Raw genomic sequence first — 16,734 nt, 5'->3', positions numbered from 1 at the left:
CCCTGACCGAGAAAACTGGAAGCATGCTAATGGCTACAATTCATGTAGACGGCAAAGAATACGAGGTCAACGGAGCGGACAACCTGCTGGAAGCTTGTCTGTCTCTGGGCCTTGATATTCCTTACTTTTGCTGGCATCCGGCGCTGGGAAGCGTCGGTGCTTGCCGCCAGTGTGCGGTGAAGCAATACCAAAACGCGGAAGACACGCGTGGTCGCCTGGTGATGTCCTGTATGACACCGGCTTCCGATGGCACCTTTATTTCCATTGACGACGAAGAAGCGAAACAGTTCCGTGAAAGTGTGGTCGAGTGGTTGATGACTAACCATCCGCACGACTGTCCGGTATGTGAAGAAGGCGGTAACTGCCATCTTCAGGATATGACCGTGATGACCGGGCATACCTTCCGTCGCTACCGTTTCACCAAACGTACCCACCGCAATCAGGACCTGGGGCCGTTCATCTCTCACGAAATGAACCGCTGCATCGCCTGCTACCGCTGCGTGCGTTACTACAAAGATTACGCTGACGGTACAGATCTGGGCGTTTATGGCGCGCATGACAACGTCTACTTCGGTCGCCCGGAAGACGGCACGCTGGAAAGCGAATTTTCCGGTAACCTGGTCGAAATTTGCCCGACCGGCGTATTTACCGACAAAACGCACTCCGAGCGTTACAACCGTAAATGGGATATGCAGTTTGCGCCGAGCATCTGCCAGCAATGTTCCATCGGCTGTAACATCAGCCCCGGCGAGCGTTATGGCGAACTGCGTCGTATCGAAAACCGTTACAACGGTACGGTAAACCACTATTTCCTCTGCGACCGTGGTCGTTTCGGTTACGGCTACGTCAATCTGAAAGATCGTCCGCGTCAGCCAGTACAGCGTCGTGGCGATGATTTCATTACCCTCAACGCCGAACAGGCAATGCAGGGCGCGGCAGATATTCTGCGTCAGTCGAAGAAAGTGATCGGCATCGGTTCTCCGCGCGCCAGCGTGGAAAGCAACTTTGCGCTGCGTGAGCTGGTGGGCGAAGAAAACTTCTATACCGGTATCGCTCACGGTGAGCAGGAACGTCTGCAACTGGCACTAAAAGTGCTGCGTGAAGGCGGCATTTATACTCCGGCACTGCGCGAAATCGAATCTTATGATGCGGTACTGGTGCTGGGGGAAGACGTTACCCAGACCGGCGCGCGCGTCGCGCTGGCAGTGCGTCAGGCGGTGAAAGGTAAAGCGCGCGAAATGGCGGCAGCACAGAAAGTGGCTGACTGGCAGATTGCGGCAATCCTCAACATCGGTCAGCGTGCGAAGCATCCGCTGTTTGTTACCAACGTTGATGACACCCGTCTGGATGATATTGCGGCGTGGACTTACCGCGCACCGGTTGAAGATCAGGCGCGTTTAGGTTTTGCCATCGCCCATGCGCTGGACAACTCCGCGCCAGCAGTTGACGGTATTGAACCTGAGCTGCAAAGCAAAATCGACGTCATCGTGCAGGCACTGGCTGGTGCGAAGAAACCGTTGATTATCTCCGGGACGAACGCCGGTAGCTTAGAGGTGATTCAGGCGGCGGCTAACGTCGCAAAAGCCCTGAAAGGTCGCGGCGCTGACGTCGGTATCACCATGATTGCCCGTTCCGTCAACAGCATGGGGCTGGGCATTATGGGCGGTGGTTCGCTGGAAGAAGCGTTAACCGAACTGGAAACCGGACGCGCCGATGCGGTGGTGGTGCTGGAAAACGATCTGCATCGTCACGCTTCCGCTACCCGCGTGAATGCTGCGCTGGCTAAAGCGCCGCTGGTGATGGTGGTTGACCATCAACGCACAGCGATCATGGAAAACGCCCATCTGGTGCTTTCCGCCGCCAGCTTTGCTGAAAGCGACGGTACGGTAATTAATAACGAAGGCCGCGCCCAACGTTTCTTCCAGGTTTACGACCCGTCCTATTACGACAGCAAAACTGTCATGCTGGAAAGCTGGCGCTGGCTGCACTCGCTGCACAGTACCCTGCTGAGCCGTGAAGTGGACTGGACGCAGCTCGACCACGTGATTGACGCCGTTGTGGCGAAAATCCCGGAACTGGCGGGTATCAAAGATGCTGCGCCGGATGCGACATTCCGTATTCGTGGGCAGAAACTGGCCCGTGAGCCGCACCGTTACAGCGGTCGTACTGCCATGCGCGCCAACATCAGCGTTCATGAGCCGCGTCAGCCGCAGGACATTGACACCATGTTCACCTTCTCGATGGAAGGTAACAACCAGCCGACCGCGCACCGTTCGCAAGTGCCGTTTGCCTGGGCGCCAGGCTGGAACTCCCCGCAGGCGTGGAACAAATTCCAGGACGAAGTGGGCGGCAAACTGCGCTTTGGCGATCCGGGCGTGCGTCTGTTTGAAACCAGCGAAAACGGTCTGGATTACTTCACCAGCGTACCGGCACGCTTCCAGCCGCAGGACGGGAAATGGCGTATCGCGCCGTACTACCACCTGTTTGGCAGCGATGAATTGTCACAGCGTGCTCCGGTCTTCCAGAGCCGTATGCCGCAGCCGTACATCAAACTCAACCCAGCGGATGCCGCGAAGTTGGGCGTGAATGCGGGGACACGCGTCTCCTTTAGCTACGATGGCAACACGGTCACGCTACCGGTTGAAATCGCCGAAGGGCTGACGGTAGGGCAGGTGGGCTTGCCGATGGGTATGTCCGGCATTGCTCCGGTGCTGGCCGGCGCGCATCTTGAGGATCTCAAGGAGGCACAACAATGAGTTGGATATCACCGGAACTGATTGAGATCCTGCTGACCATCCTCAAAGCGGTGGTGATCCTGCTGGTGGTTGTCACCTGTGGGGCATTCATGAGCTTTGGCGAACGTCGCCTGCTGGGTCTGTTCCAGAACCGTTACGGACCTAACCGTGTTGGCTGGGGCGGTTCGCTCCAGCTGGTTGCGGACATGATCAAAATGTTCTTTAAAGAAGACTGGATCCCGAAATTCTCGGATCGCGTCATCTTTACCCTGGCACCGATGATTGCTTTTACCTCGCTGCTGCTGGCCTTTGCGATTGTGCCAGTCAGCCCAGGTTGGGTGGTTGCCGACCTGAACATCGGGATTTTGTTCTTCCTGATGATGGCCGGTCTGGCGGTTTACGCGGTGCTGTTTGCGGGCTGGTCAAGTAACAACAAATACTCGCTGCTGGGTGCGATGCGTGCTTCTGCGCAGACCCTGAGCTACGAAGTGTTCCTCGGGCTTTCCCTGATGGGCGTGGTGGCGCAGGCCGGTTCATTCAACATGACCGACATCGTCAACAGCCAGGCGCATGTGTGGAACGTCATCCCGCAATTCTTTGGTTTTATTACCTTTGCCATCGCGGGCGTGGCGGTGTGCCACCGTCACCCGTTTGACCAGCCGGAAGCCGAGCAGGAACTGGCGGATGGTTACCACATTGAATATTCCGGCATGAAGTTCGGTCTGTTTTTCGTGGGTGAATACATCGGGATTGTGACCATCTCTGCACTGATGGTGACGCTGTTCTTCGGTGGCTGGCAAGGCCCGTTGTTACCGCCATTCATCTGGTTCGCGCTGAAAACCGCGTTCTTTATGATGATGTTCATTTTGATTCGTGCGTCGTTACCGCGTCCGCGTTATGACCAGGTAATGTCCTTCGGCTGGAAAATCTGCCTGCCGCTGACGCTGATCAACTTGCTGGTAACGGCGGCTGTCATTCTCTGGCAGGCGCAATAAGGGGCAATAAGACCATGACCTTAAAAGAATTGTTAGTAGGTTTCGGCACCCAGGTTCGTAGTATCTGGATGATCGGCCTGCACGCGTTCGCCAAACGCGAAACGCGAATGTACCCGGAAGAGCCGGTCTATCTGCCGCCCCGTTATCGTGGTCGTATCGTTCTGACCCGCGACCCGGACGGCGAAGAGCGTTGCGTAGCTTGTAACCTCTGCGCGGTAGCCTGCCCGGTCGGCTGTATCTCGCTGCAAAAAGCAGAAACCAAAGACGGTCGCTGGTATCCGGAATTTTTCCGCATCAACTTCTCACGCTGCATTTTCTGTGGTTTGTGCGAAGAAGCCTGTCCGACCACGGCGATTCAGTTAACCCCGGATTTCGAAATGGGGGAATACAAGCGCCAGGATCTGGTTTACGAGAAAGAGGATCTGCTGATCTCCGGTCCGGGCAAATACCCGGAATATAACTTCTACCGGATGGCAGGTATGGCAATCGACGGCAAAGATAAGGGCGAAGCAGAGAACGAAGCCAAGCCTATCGACGTCAAGAGCCTGTTACCGTAAGGAGAGGGGCAATGGAGTTCGCTTTTTATATCTGTGGCCTGATAGCCATACTTGCGACCTTGCGAGTGATCACCCATACCAATCCGGTACACGCACTGCTGTACCTGATTATTTCGCTGCTGGCGATTTCCGGGGTGTTCTTCTCGCTGGGCGCTTACTTCGCCGGTGCGTTGGAAATTATCGTCTACGCGGGTGCCATTATGGTGCTGTTCGTGTTCGTGGTGATGATGCTCAACCTGGGCGGTTCGGAAATCGAACAAGAACGCCAGTGGCTGAAACCGCAGGTGTGGATTGGTCCGGCAATTTTGTCGGCCATCATGCTGGTGGTGATTGTTTACGCCATCCTCGGTGTTAACGATCAGGGTATCGACGGTACGCCAATCAGTGCTAAAGCAGTGGGTATTACGCTGTTCGGGCCTTATGTACTGGCGGTAGAACTGGCTTCTATGCTGCTGCTCGCGGGTCTGGTTGTGGCCTTCCACGTCGGTCGTGAAGAGCGTGCGGGTGAAGTGCTGAGCAATCGTAAAGACGACAGCGCGAAAAGAAAAACGGAGGAGCACGCATGATCCCCTTACAACATGGACTGATCCTCGCGGCAATCTTATTCGTTCTTGGCTTAACCGGTCTGGTTATCCGTCGCAATCTGCTGTTTATGCTGATTGGTCTGGAAATCATGATTAACGCCTCCGCGCTGGCCTTTGTGGTTGCCGGAAGCTACTGGGGCCAGACCGACGGTCAGGTGATGTACATTCTCGCCATCAGCCTCGCGGCGGCAGAAGCGAGTATCGGCCTTGCGCTGCTGCTGCAACTTCACCGTCGTCGCCAGAACCTGAACATCGATTCAGTAAGTGAGATGCGCGGATGAACATGCTTGCCTTAACCATTATTTTGCCATTGATTGGCTTCGTCCTGCTGGCATTCTCCCGTGGGCGCTGGTCTGAAAACGTCTCGGCGATCGTCGGCGTTGGCTCTGTGGGCCTGGCGGCGCTGGTAACTGCCTTTATTGGCGTTGACTTCTTCGCTAACGGTGAGCAGGCATACAGCCAGCCGCTGTGGACGTGGATGTCGGTAGGCGACTTTAACATCGGTTTCAATCTGGTGCTGGACGGCCTGTCGCTGACCATGCTCTCGGTGGTTACCGGTGTGGGTTTCCTGATCCACATGTACGCCTCCTGGTACATGCGCGGTGAAGAGGGCTACTCTCGCTTCTTCGCCTACACCAACCTGTTCATCGCCAGCATGGTAGTTCTGGTTCTCGCCGATAACCTGCTGCTGATGTACCTCGGCTGGGAAGGCGTGGGCCTGTGCTCCTATCTGCTGATCGGGTTCTATTACACCGATCCGAAGAATGGCGCAGCGGCAATGAAAGCGTTCGTCGTGACCCGTGTGGGTGACGTGTTCCTCGCTTTCGCGCTGTTCATTCTCTACAACGAGCTGGGTACGCTGAACTTCCGCGAAATGGTGGAACTGGCGCCTGCGCACTTTGCTGACGGCAATAACATGCTGATGTGGGCGACGCTGATGCTGCTGGGCGGTGCGGTTGGTAAATCTGCGCAGTTGCCGTTGCAGACATGGCTTGCCGACGCGATGGCCGGCCCGACGCCTGTCTCCGCGCTGATCCACGCCGCAACGATGGTAACCGCAGGTGTCTACCTGATCGCCCGTACCCACGGCCTGTTCCTGATGACGCCGGAAGTTCTGCATCTGGTGGGTATTGTTGGGGCGGTTACGCTGCTGCTGGCCGGTTTTGCCGCGCTGGTACAGACCGACATCAAACGTGTTCTCGCTTACTCTACCATGAGCCAGATTGGCTACATGTTCCTCGCGCTTGGCGTGCAGGCATGGGATGCGGCGATTTTCCACTTGATGACCCACGCGTTCTTTAAAGCGCTGCTGTTCCTGGCATCCGGTTCCGTCATTCTGGCCTGCCATCACGAACAGAACATCTTCAAGATGGGCGGTCTGCGTAAATCTATTCCGCTGGTTTATCTCTGCTTCCTGGTGGGCGGCGCAGCACTGTCGGCACTGCCGCTGGTCACTGCGGGCTTCTTCAGTAAGGATGAGATCCTCGCGGGTGCGATGGCGAATGGTCATATCAATCTGATGGTGGCAGGTCTGGTCGGTGCGTTTATGACCTCGCTCTACACCTTCCGTATGATTTTCATCGTCTTCCACGGAAAAGAACAAATTCACGCTCACGCCGTGAAAGGGGTAACTCACAGCCTGCCGCTGATTGTGCTGCTGATCCTTTCCACCTTCGTTGGCGCACTGATTGTACCGCCGCTGCAGGGCGTGCTTCCGCAAACGACGGAGCTGGCGCACGGCAGCATGTTGACCCTGGAAATTACCTCTGGCGTGGTCGCGGTGGTCGGCATTCTGCTGGCAGCCTGGCTGTGGCTGGGTAAACGTACTCTGGTGACCTCCATCGCCAACAGTGCGCCGGGCCGCCTGCTGGGCACCTGGTGGTACAACGCCTGGGGCTTCGACTGGCTGTATGACAAAGTATTCGTCAAGCCGTTCCTGGGGATTGCCTGGTTGCTGAAACGCGATCCGCTGAACTCAATGATGAACATCCCGGCGGTTCTTTCCCGCTTTGCAGGTAAAGGTCTGCTGTTAAGCGAGAACGGCTACCTGCGCTGGTATGTGGCATCCATGAGCATCGGTGCGGTCGTGGTGCTGGCACTGTTGATGGTACTGCGTTGAGTTGTTGGCTGAGTGAATATACCCGGCGCTGCGCCGGGTCTGTGAACTAAGAATAAATTTTAGGTAACTGTTCCTGAAGTACAGGCGTCATCGGCGAAGTCAGACCGGATACCGCCAGCGCACAGCAACCGGAACGTACTTAAGTACGTGAGGATTGCGAGCACTGCCGGGATTCGGGCTGGCGAGTGAGATAGCCTGAGCAGGAGTAAATATAAGGGACATACTTAGCTATGTTATTACCCTGGTTAATACTAATCCCCTTTATCGGCGGCTTCCTGTGCTGGCAGACCGAACGCTTTGGCGTCAAGGTGCCGCGCTGGGTAGCGCTGATCACCATGGGATTGACGCTGGCGCTGTCGCTGCAACTGTGGTTGCAGGGCGGTTATTCACTGACGCAATCCGCCGGAATTCCGCAGTGGCAGTCTGAATTCGACATGCCGTGGATCCCGCGTTTTGGTATCTCTATCCATCTTGCCATTGACGGTCTGTCGCTGCTGATGGTCGTGCTGACCGGTCTGCTCGGCGTGCTGGCGGTACTCTGTTCGTGGAACGAGATCGAAAAATATCAGGGCTTCTTCCACCTCAACCTGATGTGGATCCTGGGCGGCGTTATCGGCGTGTTCCTTGCCATCGACATGTTCCTGTTCTTCTTCTTCTGGGAAATGATGTTGGTGCCGATGTACTTCCTGATCGCACTGTGGGGGCATAAAGCTTCTGACGGTAAAACGCGTATCACGGCGGCAACCAAGTTCTTCATTTATACCCAGGCGAGTGGTCTGGTGATGTTGATCGCCATCCTGGCGCTGGTCTTTGTTCACTACAACGCGACCGGCGTCTGGACCTTCAACTATGAAGAGCTGCTGAATACGCCAATGTCTGGCGGCGTGGAATACCTGTTGATGCTGGGCTTCTTCATCGCATTTGCGGTGAAAATGCCGGTGGTTCCGCTGCATGGCTGGCTGCCGGATGCGCACTCCCAGGCACCAACTGCGGGTTCCGTTGACCTCGCGGGGATCTTGCTGAAAACCGCCGCTTACGGTCTGCTGCGTTTCTCCCTGCCACTGTTCCCGAACGCGTCGGCAGAGTTTGCACCAATCGCTATGTGGCTGGGTGTTATCGGCATCTTCTACGGTGCGTGGATGGCCTTCGCCCAGACCGATATCAAACGTCTGATCGCCTACACCTCGGTTTCCCACATGGGCTTCGTGCTGATTGCCATCTACACCGGCAGCCAGTTGGCCTACCAGGGCGCGGTAATTCAGATGATTGCGCACGGCTTGTCAGCGGCGGGTCTGTTTATTCTCTGCGGTCAGCTCTATGAACGTATCCATACCCGCGACATGCGCATGATGGGCGGTCTGTGGAGCAAGATGAAATGGCTGCCAGCACTGTCGCTGTTCTTTGCGGTGGCAACGCTTGGGATGCCAGGCACCGGTAACTTCGTCGGCGAATTTATGATTCTGTTCGGCAGCTTCCAGGTTGTCCCGGTGATTACCGTTATCTCTACCTTTGGGCTGGTCTTTGCATCTGTTTATTCGCTGGCAATGTTACATCGCGCTTACTTCGGTAAAGCGAAAAGCGAGATTGCCAGCAAAGAACTGCCAGGGATGTCGCTGCGCGAGCTGTTTATGATCCTGTTGCTGGTGGTGCTGCTGGTACTGCTGGGCTTCTATCCGCAGCCGATTCTGGATACCTCGCACTCCGCGATTGGCAATATCCAGCAGTGGTTTGTTAATTCCGTTACTACTACAAGGCCGTAAATCGCCATGACAATAACTCCACAAAACCTGATCGCACTGCTACCGTTGCTGATCGTCGGCTTGACGGTGGTGGTTGTGATGCTCTCCATTGCGTGGCGACGCAATCATTTCCTCAACGCTACGCTCTCGGTTATTGGGCTTAACGCGGCGCTGGTTTCGCTCTGGTTTGTCGGCCAGGCGGGCGCTATGGACGTTACGCCACTGATGCGTGTTGATGGTTTCGCCATGCTTTACACCGGGCTGGTATTGTTGGCGAGCCTCGCCACCTGTACTTTCGCCTACCCGTGGCTTGAAGGCTATAACGACAACAAGGACGAGTTCTACCTGTTGGTGTTAATTGCCGCACTGGGTGGGATCCTGCTGGCGAATGCCAACCATCTGGCGTCTCTGTTCCTCGGTATCGAGCTGATCTCTTTGCCGCTGTTTGGCCTGGTCGGTTACGCTTTCCGCCAGAAACGTTCGCTGGAAGCCAGTATTAAATACACCATTCTTTCTGCCGCAGCGTCTTCTTTCCTGCTGTTCGGTATGGCGCTGGTGTATGCGCAGTCTGGGGATCTGTCGTTCGTTGCACTGGGTAAAAACCTCGGCGACGGTATGCTCAACGAGCCGCTGTTGCTGGCAGGTTTCGGCCTGATGATTGTTGGCCTCGGCTTCAAACTCTCTCTGGTGCCGTTCCACCTGTGGACGCCAGACGTATACCAGGGCGCGCCTGCGCCGGTTTCCACTTTCCTGGCGACGGCGAGCAAAATCGCTATCTTCGGTGTGGTGATGCGTCTGTTCCTTTACGCACCAGTGGGTAACAGCGAAGCGATTCGCGTGGTGCTGGCGATTATCGCCTTTGCCTCCATCATCTTCGGTAACCTGATGGCGCTGAGCCAGACCAACATCAAACGTCTGCTCGGTTACTCATCTATCTCTCACCTCGGCTATCTGCTGGTGGCGCTGATTGCGCTGCAAACTGGCGAGATGTCGATGGAAGCGGTAGGGGTTTACCTGGCCGGTTATCTGTTCAGCAGCCTCGGGGCGTTTGGCGTGGTCAGCCTGATGTCCAGCCCGTATCGTGGCCCGGATGCTGATTCCCTGTTCTCTTACCGCGGTCTGTTCTGGCATCGTCCGATCCTCGCGGCAGTGATGACGGTGATGATGCTGTCTCTGGCCGGTATCCCGATGACGCTGGGCTTTATTGGTAAGTTCTACGTGCTGGCAGTCGGTGTCCAGGCGCACTTGTGGTGGCTGGTGGGGGCCGTGGTTGTCGGTTCGGCAATCGGCCTTTACTACTACCTGCGCGTGGCGGTGAGCTTATACCTGCACGCACCGGAACAACCGGGTCGCGATGCACCGTCAAACTGGCAGTACAGCGCGGGCGGTATCGTGGTGCTGATCTCTGCACTGTTGGTACTGGTGCTGGGTGTATGGCCGCAACCGCTGATTAGCATTGTGCGGTTAGCCATGCCGCTGATGTAAGGTTGAATATTGATGTTAAAAAACCGCCGATTTCGGCGGTTTTTTTATGGTGTTATGATTTGATTGGGTTTGTGCAGGTTTTATTTTGGAAACGTTTATTGTATTTATAATTATAGTCTGAAGAGACAATAGTATTATAGTTTATGGTTGACGCACTTGCATAACACGCCACATCAACGTTTAAATCGTTAATGATGAAGTCGATCATGTCTTCTGTACCATTCATTATAATAAACTTTACTAATGTTATATTTTCACCAAAATCACCATATTCTTGACCAATCACGGAAGGTAGGTATTCTTTGTTCTTTATTTTTGATATTACGGACTGGTTATCACCTAAAACAACATGCATAGCGATAATGTCATTTTCATTTTCAGGTTGAACAAATTTTGAAAAATAAGAAGCACTAAGCTTATTTGAGTTTAAAATAGAATTATGCAAGTCTACCGGTTTGATAAATAAATGCTTTTGCCATTTTGGAACGAGCTTTAGTAGAAAATCGAGCATTTGGATTTTTTGTGCACTGCACTTTTCGTCTCTTAAACATCGCTTTAAATCAATTAATCTAGTGTCTATAATACCTTTATCATTCTGAATCTCTTTCTTTTTATTATCATCTATTTTGCTATATAGAAATTTTAAGAAATTAATGCTTGTTACGTTAGCAAAAGAATAGTTGACAGCATAATCGCTGGTAAAGTCGTCTTTAAATTCACTACACTGGATAACTTTCTCGAATGAAGTGATTGGGTAGTCAAAGTTATATGTTCTGTTATAGTTAAATTTCATATTGAACAAAAGTGAATTGATACCCTCCGGGCATGTTTTCCAAAGTTTATCCAATGCAGTACCATCCCCTTGTCTTAGTGCCGTATTCACAGCAGTGTCATAATCTGATTCGTTTTTCATGGGGAATAAATAGAATGTATGTAAAACAAATATAATGGCAAAGGCGCGCCAGCCTGTAAATAAAATCTTGCGTGGGCTGCAATATATGCTTTTCCTTAGAAAACACACATACCATAAAATTAATGTATAGGGTATGAGGTTGAAAATATATTCAAAGAAAGAATCGAAATACTTATTGAAATAAAATAAATAGGCTAATGCGGTAGTGCCGATTGGCAATTCCAGATAGATTAAAGAAATGAAACCGGTGTTATCCCTTTTCTCTTTATCCCATCGAAGAAGAAACGGAACGATAAAGAGTATTGGTATGATAAAGGCTAATGCATAACACGCAAAAATGATAATTACAGCACCCGTTGAAAATGACAATATACATCCTCCATGAAGTATTTTAAAAATTTTTCGTAATGAGTAATATGTTTTAATCCCACCAACAATTAACTGGATGCATACCCGCAGGGACTTCAACCCATCCATGATCTGTATCTTCTTCCCATCCTTCCCGGCACTCATCAGGGGCAATTTCTTCTGCAAACCAATTCTGAACTTCTTCGGGTGAAGCAGAAGTGATAACTGAAATTCTTTCGCTAAAGGGCCAGTTAGGATCATCGAACATCGTAATTTCTACCAAAACATCACTGACATCGTTACGCTCACGAATTTTCAGCAAATGGTGGTAGATAGCTTGCGGAGATTGTTCTGGAGTCACATTGCAACATATTGAACCGAGGATATTATTGCCGATAAAAAAATCCTCAAGAGATAACAATGGACGGGGGGTAGCAGGCTCGTTAACATCACCATTGATATTAACAAGTTGGGTAATGCGTTCTAAAGGTGTCATAATTATTCCCTGAAATAATTCATTCATCAAATGAATGGCATTGTTTGAATTCAATAGCGGATAAATAATGACAATGCCACACGTCTTATTAGTTTCAGGCACATCATAACATGGATGTTAAGCAGGGAAAGGTGAAATATTCAGTCAGGCTGGGTCGTGATCCAGACGTTGTTATATATAACATCATAAATATTTAAAGGGGTTTGACATGGAATGGTTAAGTGAAATTCGCAAACTTCGGGAGCACGTACCTGTCGGTATCCAGTCTGCCAGACGTTTGCTAGAGAGGACTGGCGGTAATGTTGATGAGGCCATTAAATTCTTTCATATTGATCAAATCAATATATTGACTGCAAAAGCAGACGTCACACATCAGGAAGCAGAGAATGTTTTGTTGGCTACAAACTATGATATTGCAGAAGCTCTTCGGCGTATTGATGAACAACGCTATACACTGACGGAATTGATTTTGCGTAAAAATAAGGATGCCGGAGATGCCTTAAACAAAATAGCATTGGCGATTGAATATGAGTGGGATCTCAAGCGTAAGTTTTGGTTTAGTTTTGCAGATATCCAATTATTACAGCCAGTTTTACAAACTTTTATGCTGGTTTATGAATGGCATGAATATGTTGGTTGGGAAGGAATGGATTGTGGGATCTTTTTTGAAAGTGATCATATTCACCAACAATTGCAAGCGTTGGGATTGTTAGAACTTGCCAAAAAAATGGTTACTGCAAGAATCCGATATAATGAGTTAAAAGAGAAGGTAGAAAATTTTCATGAGATTACAAAGGATGAAATATTCAAAATGCTTATCACACATTGTGACCAACTTGCAAAAGATGTTGATTCTGTGTTACTGCAATTTGTGGAGGATAATATTGAGTTTTTCCCATGTCGTCACAATGGACACGATTTTTAAAAAATCATCTCAAAATTGAACAGGCTTTTTATCTGCCTGGTAATTTCCAGGTAATGACAGGTTGAGTTCCGTTTTCATCCAAGATTCCAAATCGTTGCCAGCACAGATGACATCGCTGTTATATACCGAATACACGGCATTGCTTTAAGAATGCGACTAAGCAAGCATTTAGCGATATTTATACAAGGGGATAAAAACCGGACCATGGTTAAATATTTTTTCAAGATGATCTTGGCGTAAATTTTAACTAATGGGTCTTTCTCCCCCAGGCATCAAGCTATATCACCCAACAATAACCGTCAGCGCATGATTCCCTTGTCGCAGCATACGTCGATACGCGCTAATCAGCTTTTCCATATCAAGCATGATCGAAGCAAAGAGTTGCCCCTCTAACTCTTCTGAAAAGGTCACTCCCGGATAAATCTCCATTTCATTGAGTCGCTGAATGGAAAACTGTTTACGCAGCTCACTTCGATCCAGAGCTTCCAGTCGGTCGATTGTCGCGGCTAACTCCTGATTCCAGGTCAATCCCAGGAAACCATCTATGCCATCTTCGAGGCTGTGTTCACCAAGCACGGCACGACTCAGCGGATCATTCTTCGCTGGATCAAAAGCAGAGGTACCCGTTAGGCCAAAATGTAAAAAATCCCAGCGTTTATCAATATCCAGTCGCCGTAAACCTGAAAGCGTGTCATGAATATTGTCCATTAAGGGTTTTTCAGTAGACTCAAGCAGTTGGTTAATTTTTTCTGAGTCAATTTCTGCAAAATAGCCAATCATTCCCATTTGTTTTTCCTCCGTTGAATTTAATTTTTCGCATCTTAAAACAGACGAGGGAAAATAAAATGCGCATGTTGCTTTTTCTGGATCTTCCTCGAGAAATTTTTATTATTTACTGTTTTGCAACAAGGTTATAACGCCATCCACCACCTGAGCCATTTTCTGATAATTAAGTCTGTCTGCGGTATCGCCAGGTAAGTGATATTGTTTATTACGATAAAAAGCGGTGTCAGTAATCATTACGGCGGGAATATCGTGTTGCCAATAATTAAGGTGGTCGGAGAAATCGATACCGGGAATAAAACCAGGTGCATTAATAGAATAAACAGGCAACTCTTTTGCTGATAACAACGCAGATTTTACCTGACGCACAGCGCTGATATCCTGCACTCTGCCGACGACAGCAATAAAATCACCATGGTCGGGATAAAGCCAGGACATGACAGAGTAAGGGTAATCCTGACTCCCTGGTGCGGAGTCGTAATAACCTATCATCTCCAGTGCTATCATTAATTTCACCGGACGCTCAAGCGAAGCGGCGTGTACCGCGCTCCCCATTTCATTGCTACGAAAGAAGGGCGGTTCTTCCGACGCATAGGCGACCAGTTGCACACCTATTTTCGGCGCTTGCTGCTGTAACAAACGTGCCAGTTCGAGTAATCCTGCCACGCCGCTGGCGTTATCATCCGCACCCGGCGTATAGGTTAATTGATCGTTTTCGTAACTGCTGGCAGAGTCATAGTGCGCACCAATAATAATCTGCGGTCCATCGGTAGGACCATAATCAGCAACAATGTTTTTGTAGGGGCCACCAGTAATGGGGACATCCTGCACGGTAACTCTGGCGCCGCTACTGACAAAGACCTCTTTTATATACTCTGTGGACCTATTCAGATTATCAATATTGTCGGCACTACGTGGATGCACAGTTTGTGTAAAATAGCGAACTGTTTTTTCTAATTGCTCGGGACTTGCGTGCTGGGGCGTTGGTGGTAATGCCTTGACCCAGGGTTGGTAAAAAACAATCAGAGGAAGTGAAAGCAGGAGCAATATAAAAAAGGAAAAGGTTATTTTTTTCATATATAAATTGTTAATAGGTTTTGTTGTTGAATTATTATTTGTTATAGGTTTCGAGATTGTATTTTATTAAGATTAGCCGGATTATACAAAGGGTCTATTTTATGTCTGGTAGCTGAGTTTATTTAAAAGGATTTTATATGCGAAATAAAAATATAATCATGTTGCTTATAAGTAGTTTGATTTTGTCAGGATGTGGGCCGGAACCTGAGGATAAGGAAAGTCAGCAACAACAACCCAGTACCCCCACAGACCAGCAAGTACTTGCCGCGCAACAAGCGGCAACAAAAGTGGCTGAGCAAAGCGCCGCCAAAGCCGCTGCAGACACGAAAGCCTTAGCCCAGCAAGAAGTGCAACAATATTCAGACAAACAGGCTTTGCTGGGGCGATTGCAGGCGGCTCCAAAATATCAACATGCAGCCAGAGAAAAAGCAGCCTCCCAAATCACAAATCCAGGAACAGCTCGCTACCAGCAGTTCGATGATAATCCGGTTAAGCAGGCAGCGCAAAACCCGTTGGCTACGTTTAGCCTTGACGTTGACACCGGCAGTTATGCGAATGTACGTCGTTTCCTCAATCAAGGGCTGTTACCTCCGCCAGACGCTGTACGGGTGGAGGAGATGGTCAATTATTTCCCGTCTGATTGGGATATCAAAGACAAACAATCTATTCCGGCCTCTAAGCCAATACCTTTCGCTATGCGCTACGAACTGGCATCTGCGCCGTGGAATGAGCAGCGAACATTGCTGAAAGTTGATATCCTGGCGAAAGATCAAAAAAGTGAAGAGTTACCAGCTTCTAATCTGGTCTTTCTTATCGACACTTCTGGTTCAATGATTTCTGATGAACGTTTGCCACTTATTCAGTCTTCGTTGAAATTATTGGTCAAAGAACTTCGTGAGCAGGACAACATTGCCATCGTGACCTACGCTGGCGACTCCCGTATTGCGTTGCCTTCTACCTCAGGGAATCACAAGTCGGAAATTAATGCCGCGATTGATTCGCTGGATGCACAAGGCAGTACCAATGGCGGTGCCGGGCTGGAACTGGCTTATCAGCAGACGGCGAAGGGGTTTATTAAGGGCGGCATCAATCGCATTTTATTGGCCACTGACGGTGACTTTAACGTTGGCATTGACGATCCAAAATCGATTGAATCAATGGTCAAAAAACAGCGGGAGTCCGGTGTTACTCTTTCGACGCTTGGCGTGGGGGATGACAATTACAACGAGGCAATGATGGTGCGAATTGCCGATGTTGGTAACGGCAACTACAGCTACATTGATACCCTCTCTGAAGCGCAGAAAGTGTTGAACAGTGAAATGCGGCAGACGTTGATTACCGTAGCAAAAGATGTCAAAGCGCAAATAGAGTTTAACCCCGCGTGGGTAACGGAATACCGTCAGATTGGTTATGAAAAGCGCCAACTTCGGGCGGAGGATTTTAATAACGATAACGTTGATGCGGTGGATATTGGCGCAGGTAAACATATAACGTTGTTATTCGAATTAACGCTGAATGGGCAAAAAGCATCAATTGATAAGTTACGCTATGCCCCGGATAACAAATCAGTGAAATCAGATAAAGCGAAAGAACTGGCTTGGTTAAAGATTCGTTGGAAATACCCGCAGGGAAAAGAAAGTCAGTTAGTTGAATTCCCGTTGGCACCCACAATAAACGCACCTTCAGAAGATATGCGTTTTCGCGCAGCAGTCTCTGCGTATGGGCAAAAATTGCGCGGTTCTGAATACCTGAATAATACATCCTGGCAGCAGATCGAACAGTGGGCGCGGCAAGCAAAAGGACCGGATCAACAAGGCTACAGAGCGGAATTTATTCGCCTGATTGGGCTGGCGAAAGGTCTGGATAATTCACAAAACTAAAAATGATAAATCTGTTTGCCGGATATCGACATCAAACGTATCCGGCAAACAGATGAAAAAATGGCAAATAAGTGCGTTGGCATCATTAAATTAATCTG

Annotated in this window: 14 protein-coding genes; 10 read left to right on the top strand and 4 right to left on the bottom strand. The window is 50.2% G+C overall.

Annotated features, from left to right (window positions below):
* The first annotated feature begins 29 nt into the window (after positions 1–29).
* The 8 genes from nuoG (at position 30) to nuoN (ending at position 10,214) form a co-directional block, all read left to right on the top strand.
* Positions 30–2,756, top strand: a complete 2,727-nt coding sequence (nuoG, locus tag FEK50_RS06515; protein ID WP_131162041.1) for an NADH-quinone oxidoreductase subunit NuoG — start codon at positions 30–32, stop codon at positions 2,754–2,756.
* Complete coding sequence (gene nuoH / locus FEK50_RS06510; protein ID WP_000118507.1) at positions 2,753–3,730, top strand: NADH-quinone oxidoreductase subunit NuoH; 978 nt, start codon at positions 2,753–2,755, stop codon at positions 3,728–3,730. The genes nuoG and nuoH overlap by 4 nt, the downstream gene beginning before the upstream one ends.
* A gap of 14 nt (positions 3,731–3,744) precedes the next feature.
* On the top strand, positions 3,745–4,287 hold the full coding sequence (nuoI, locus tag FEK50_RS06505; protein WP_000172749.1) for an NADH-quinone oxidoreductase subunit NuoI: 543 nt from the start codon (positions 3,745–3,747) through the stop codon (positions 4,285–4,287).
* Between the two features lie 11 nt (positions 4,288–4,298).
* On the top strand, positions 4,299–4,853 hold the full coding sequence (nuoJ, locus tag FEK50_RS06500; protein WP_000393511.1) for an NADH-quinone oxidoreductase subunit J: 555 nt from the start codon (positions 4,299–4,301) through the stop codon (positions 4,851–4,853).
* Positions 4,850–5,152 (top strand): NADH-quinone oxidoreductase subunit NuoK, encoded by a 303-nt coding sequence (gene nuoK / locus FEK50_RS06495; RefSeq protein ID WP_000612644.1) that lies wholly within the window; start codon positions 4,850–4,852, stop codon positions 5,150–5,152. The genes nuoJ and nuoK overlap by 4 nt, the downstream gene beginning before the upstream one ends.
* Positions 5,149–6,990, top strand: a complete 1,842-nt coding sequence (gene nuoL / locus FEK50_RS06490) for an NADH-quinone oxidoreductase subunit L (RefSeq protein ID WP_001056618.1) — start codon at positions 5,149–5,151, stop codon at positions 6,988–6,990. Before nuoK ends, nuoL begins: the two co-directional genes overlap by 4 nt.
* A gap of 230 nt (positions 6,991–7,220) precedes the next feature.
* Positions 7,221–8,750 carry an NADH-quinone oxidoreductase subunit M gene (gene nuoM, locus FEK50_RS06485; protein WP_130260560.1) on the top strand — a complete coding sequence of 510 codons (1,530 nt, stop codon included), beginning with the start codon at positions 7,221–7,223 and terminating at the stop codon, positions 8,748–8,750.
* Between the two features lie 6 nt (positions 8,751–8,756).
* Positions 8,757–10,214, top strand: coding sequence for an NADH-quinone oxidoreductase subunit NuoN (nuoN, locus tag FEK50_RS06480; protein ID WP_131162040.1), 1,458 nt, complete (start codon positions 8,757–8,759; stop codon positions 10,212–10,214).
* A 52-nt stretch (positions 10,215–10,266) separates the two neighbouring features.
* Here nuoN and FEK50_RS06475 read toward each other — a convergent pair whose 3' ends face one another.
* Together FEK50_RS06475 and FEK50_RS06470 are read right to left on the bottom strand one after the other, a co-directional pair.
* Positions 10,267–11,604 carry a hypothetical protein gene (locus tag FEK50_RS06475; protein WP_131162039.1) on the bottom strand — a complete coding sequence of 446 codons (1,338 nt, stop codon included), beginning with the start codon at positions 11,602–11,604 and terminating at the stop codon, positions 10,267–10,269.
* A complete protein-coding gene (locus FEK50_RS06470) occupies positions 11,549–11,971 on the bottom strand; it encodes a hypothetical protein (protein WP_130207206.1) in 423 nt (140 codons plus the stop codon). Before FEK50_RS06470 ends, FEK50_RS06475 begins: the two co-directional genes overlap by 56 nt.
* A gap of 208 nt (positions 11,972–12,179) precedes the next feature.
* Between FEK50_RS06470 and FEK50_RS06465 the strand changes: the two genes are divergently transcribed.
* Positions 12,180–12,896: a hypothetical protein gene (locus FEK50_RS06465; protein ID WP_131162038.1), complete on the top strand. Its 717-nt coding sequence runs from the start codon at positions 12,180–12,182 to the stop codon at positions 12,894–12,896.
* Positions 12,897–13,178: 282 nt separating this feature from the next.
* Here FEK50_RS06465 and FEK50_RS06460 read toward each other — a convergent pair whose 3' ends face one another.
* Both FEK50_RS06460 and FEK50_RS06455 read right to left on the bottom strand, forming a co-directional pair.
* The gene (locus FEK50_RS06460; RefSeq protein WP_131162037.1) at positions 13,179–13,682 is read right to left on the bottom strand and encodes a YfbM family protein; all 504 of its coding nucleotides are present in this window, start codon (positions 13,680–13,682) and stop codon (positions 13,179–13,181) included.
* A 102-nt stretch (positions 13,683–13,784) separates the two neighbouring features.
* Positions 13,785–14,756, bottom strand: a complete 972-nt coding sequence (locus tag FEK50_RS06455; RefSeq protein ID WP_131162036.1) for a M28 family metallopeptidase — start codon at positions 14,754–14,756, stop codon at positions 13,785–13,787.
* Positions 14,757–14,893: 137 nt separating this feature from the next.
* Between FEK50_RS06455 and FEK50_RS06450 the strand changes: the two genes are divergently transcribed.
* Positions 14,894–16,636: a VWA domain-containing protein gene (locus FEK50_RS06450; RefSeq protein ID WP_131162035.1), complete on the top strand. Its 1,743-nt coding sequence runs from the start codon at positions 14,894–14,896 to the stop codon at positions 16,634–16,636.
* Positions 16,637–16,734 lie beyond the last annotated feature (98 nt).

It is taken from the genome of Escherichia sp. E2586 (assembly GCF_005781105.1).
Lineage (GTDB): Bacteria > Pseudomonadota > Gammaproteobacteria > Enterobacterales > Enterobacteriaceae > Escherichia.
The sequence above is the reverse complement of the archived record's forward strand: the minus strand, read 5'-3'. Positions and strand labels throughout refer to the sequence as shown.

What these genes read in the sequence shown, in the direction of transcription:
- nuoG (WP_131162041.1), top strand. Translation starts at nt 30, where the DNA reads ATGGCTACAATTCATGTAGACGGCAAAGAATACGAGGTCAACGGAGCG.
- nuoH (WP_000118507.1), top strand. Translation starts at nt 2,753, where the DNA reads ATGAGTTGGATATCACCGGAACTGATTGAGATCCTGCTGACCATCCTC.
- nuoI (WP_000172749.1), top strand. Translation starts at nt 3,745, where the DNA reads ATGACCTTAAAAGAATTGTTAGTAGGTTTCGGCACCCAGGTTCGTAGT.
- nuoJ (WP_000393511.1), top strand. Translation starts at nt 4,299, where the DNA reads ATGGAGTTCGCTTTTTATATCTGTGGCCTGATAGCCATACTTGCGACC.
- nuoK (WP_000612644.1), top strand. Translation starts at nt 4,850, where the DNA reads ATGATCCCCTTACAACATGGACTGATCCTCGCGGCAATCTTATTCGTT.
- nuoL (WP_001056618.1), top strand. Translation starts at nt 5,149, where the DNA reads ATGAACATGCTTGCCTTAACCATTATTTTGCCATTGATTGGCTTCGTC.
- nuoM (WP_130260560.1), top strand. Translation starts at nt 7,221, where the DNA reads ATGTTATTACCCTGGTTAATACTAATCCCCTTTATCGGCGGCTTCCTG.
- nuoN (WP_131162040.1), top strand. Translation starts at nt 8,757, where the DNA reads ATGACAATAACTCCACAAAACCTGATCGCACTGCTACCGTTGCTGATC.
- FEK50_RS06475 (WP_131162039.1), bottom strand. Translation starts at nt 11,604, where the DNA reads ATGGATGGGTTGAAGTCCCTGCGGGTATGCATCCAGTTAATTGTTGGT.
- FEK50_RS06470 (WP_130207206.1), bottom strand. Translation starts at nt 11,971, where the DNA reads ATGACACCTTTAGAACGCATTACCCAACTTGTTAATATCAATGGTGAT.
- FEK50_RS06465 (WP_131162038.1), top strand. Translation starts at nt 12,180, where the DNA reads ATGGAATGGTTAAGTGAAATTCGCAAACTTCGGGAGCACGTACCTGTC.
- FEK50_RS06460 (WP_131162037.1), bottom strand. Translation starts at nt 13,682, where the DNA reads ATGGGAATGATTGGCTATTTTGCAGAAATTGACTCAGAAAAAATTAAC.
- FEK50_RS06455 (WP_131162036.1), bottom strand. Translation starts at nt 14,756, where the DNA reads ATGAAAAAAATAACCTTTTCCTTTTTTATATTGCTCCTGCTTTCACTT.
- FEK50_RS06450 (WP_131162035.1), top strand. Translation starts at nt 14,894, where the DNA reads ATGCGAAATAAAAATATAATCATGTTGCTTATAAGTAGTTTGATTTTG.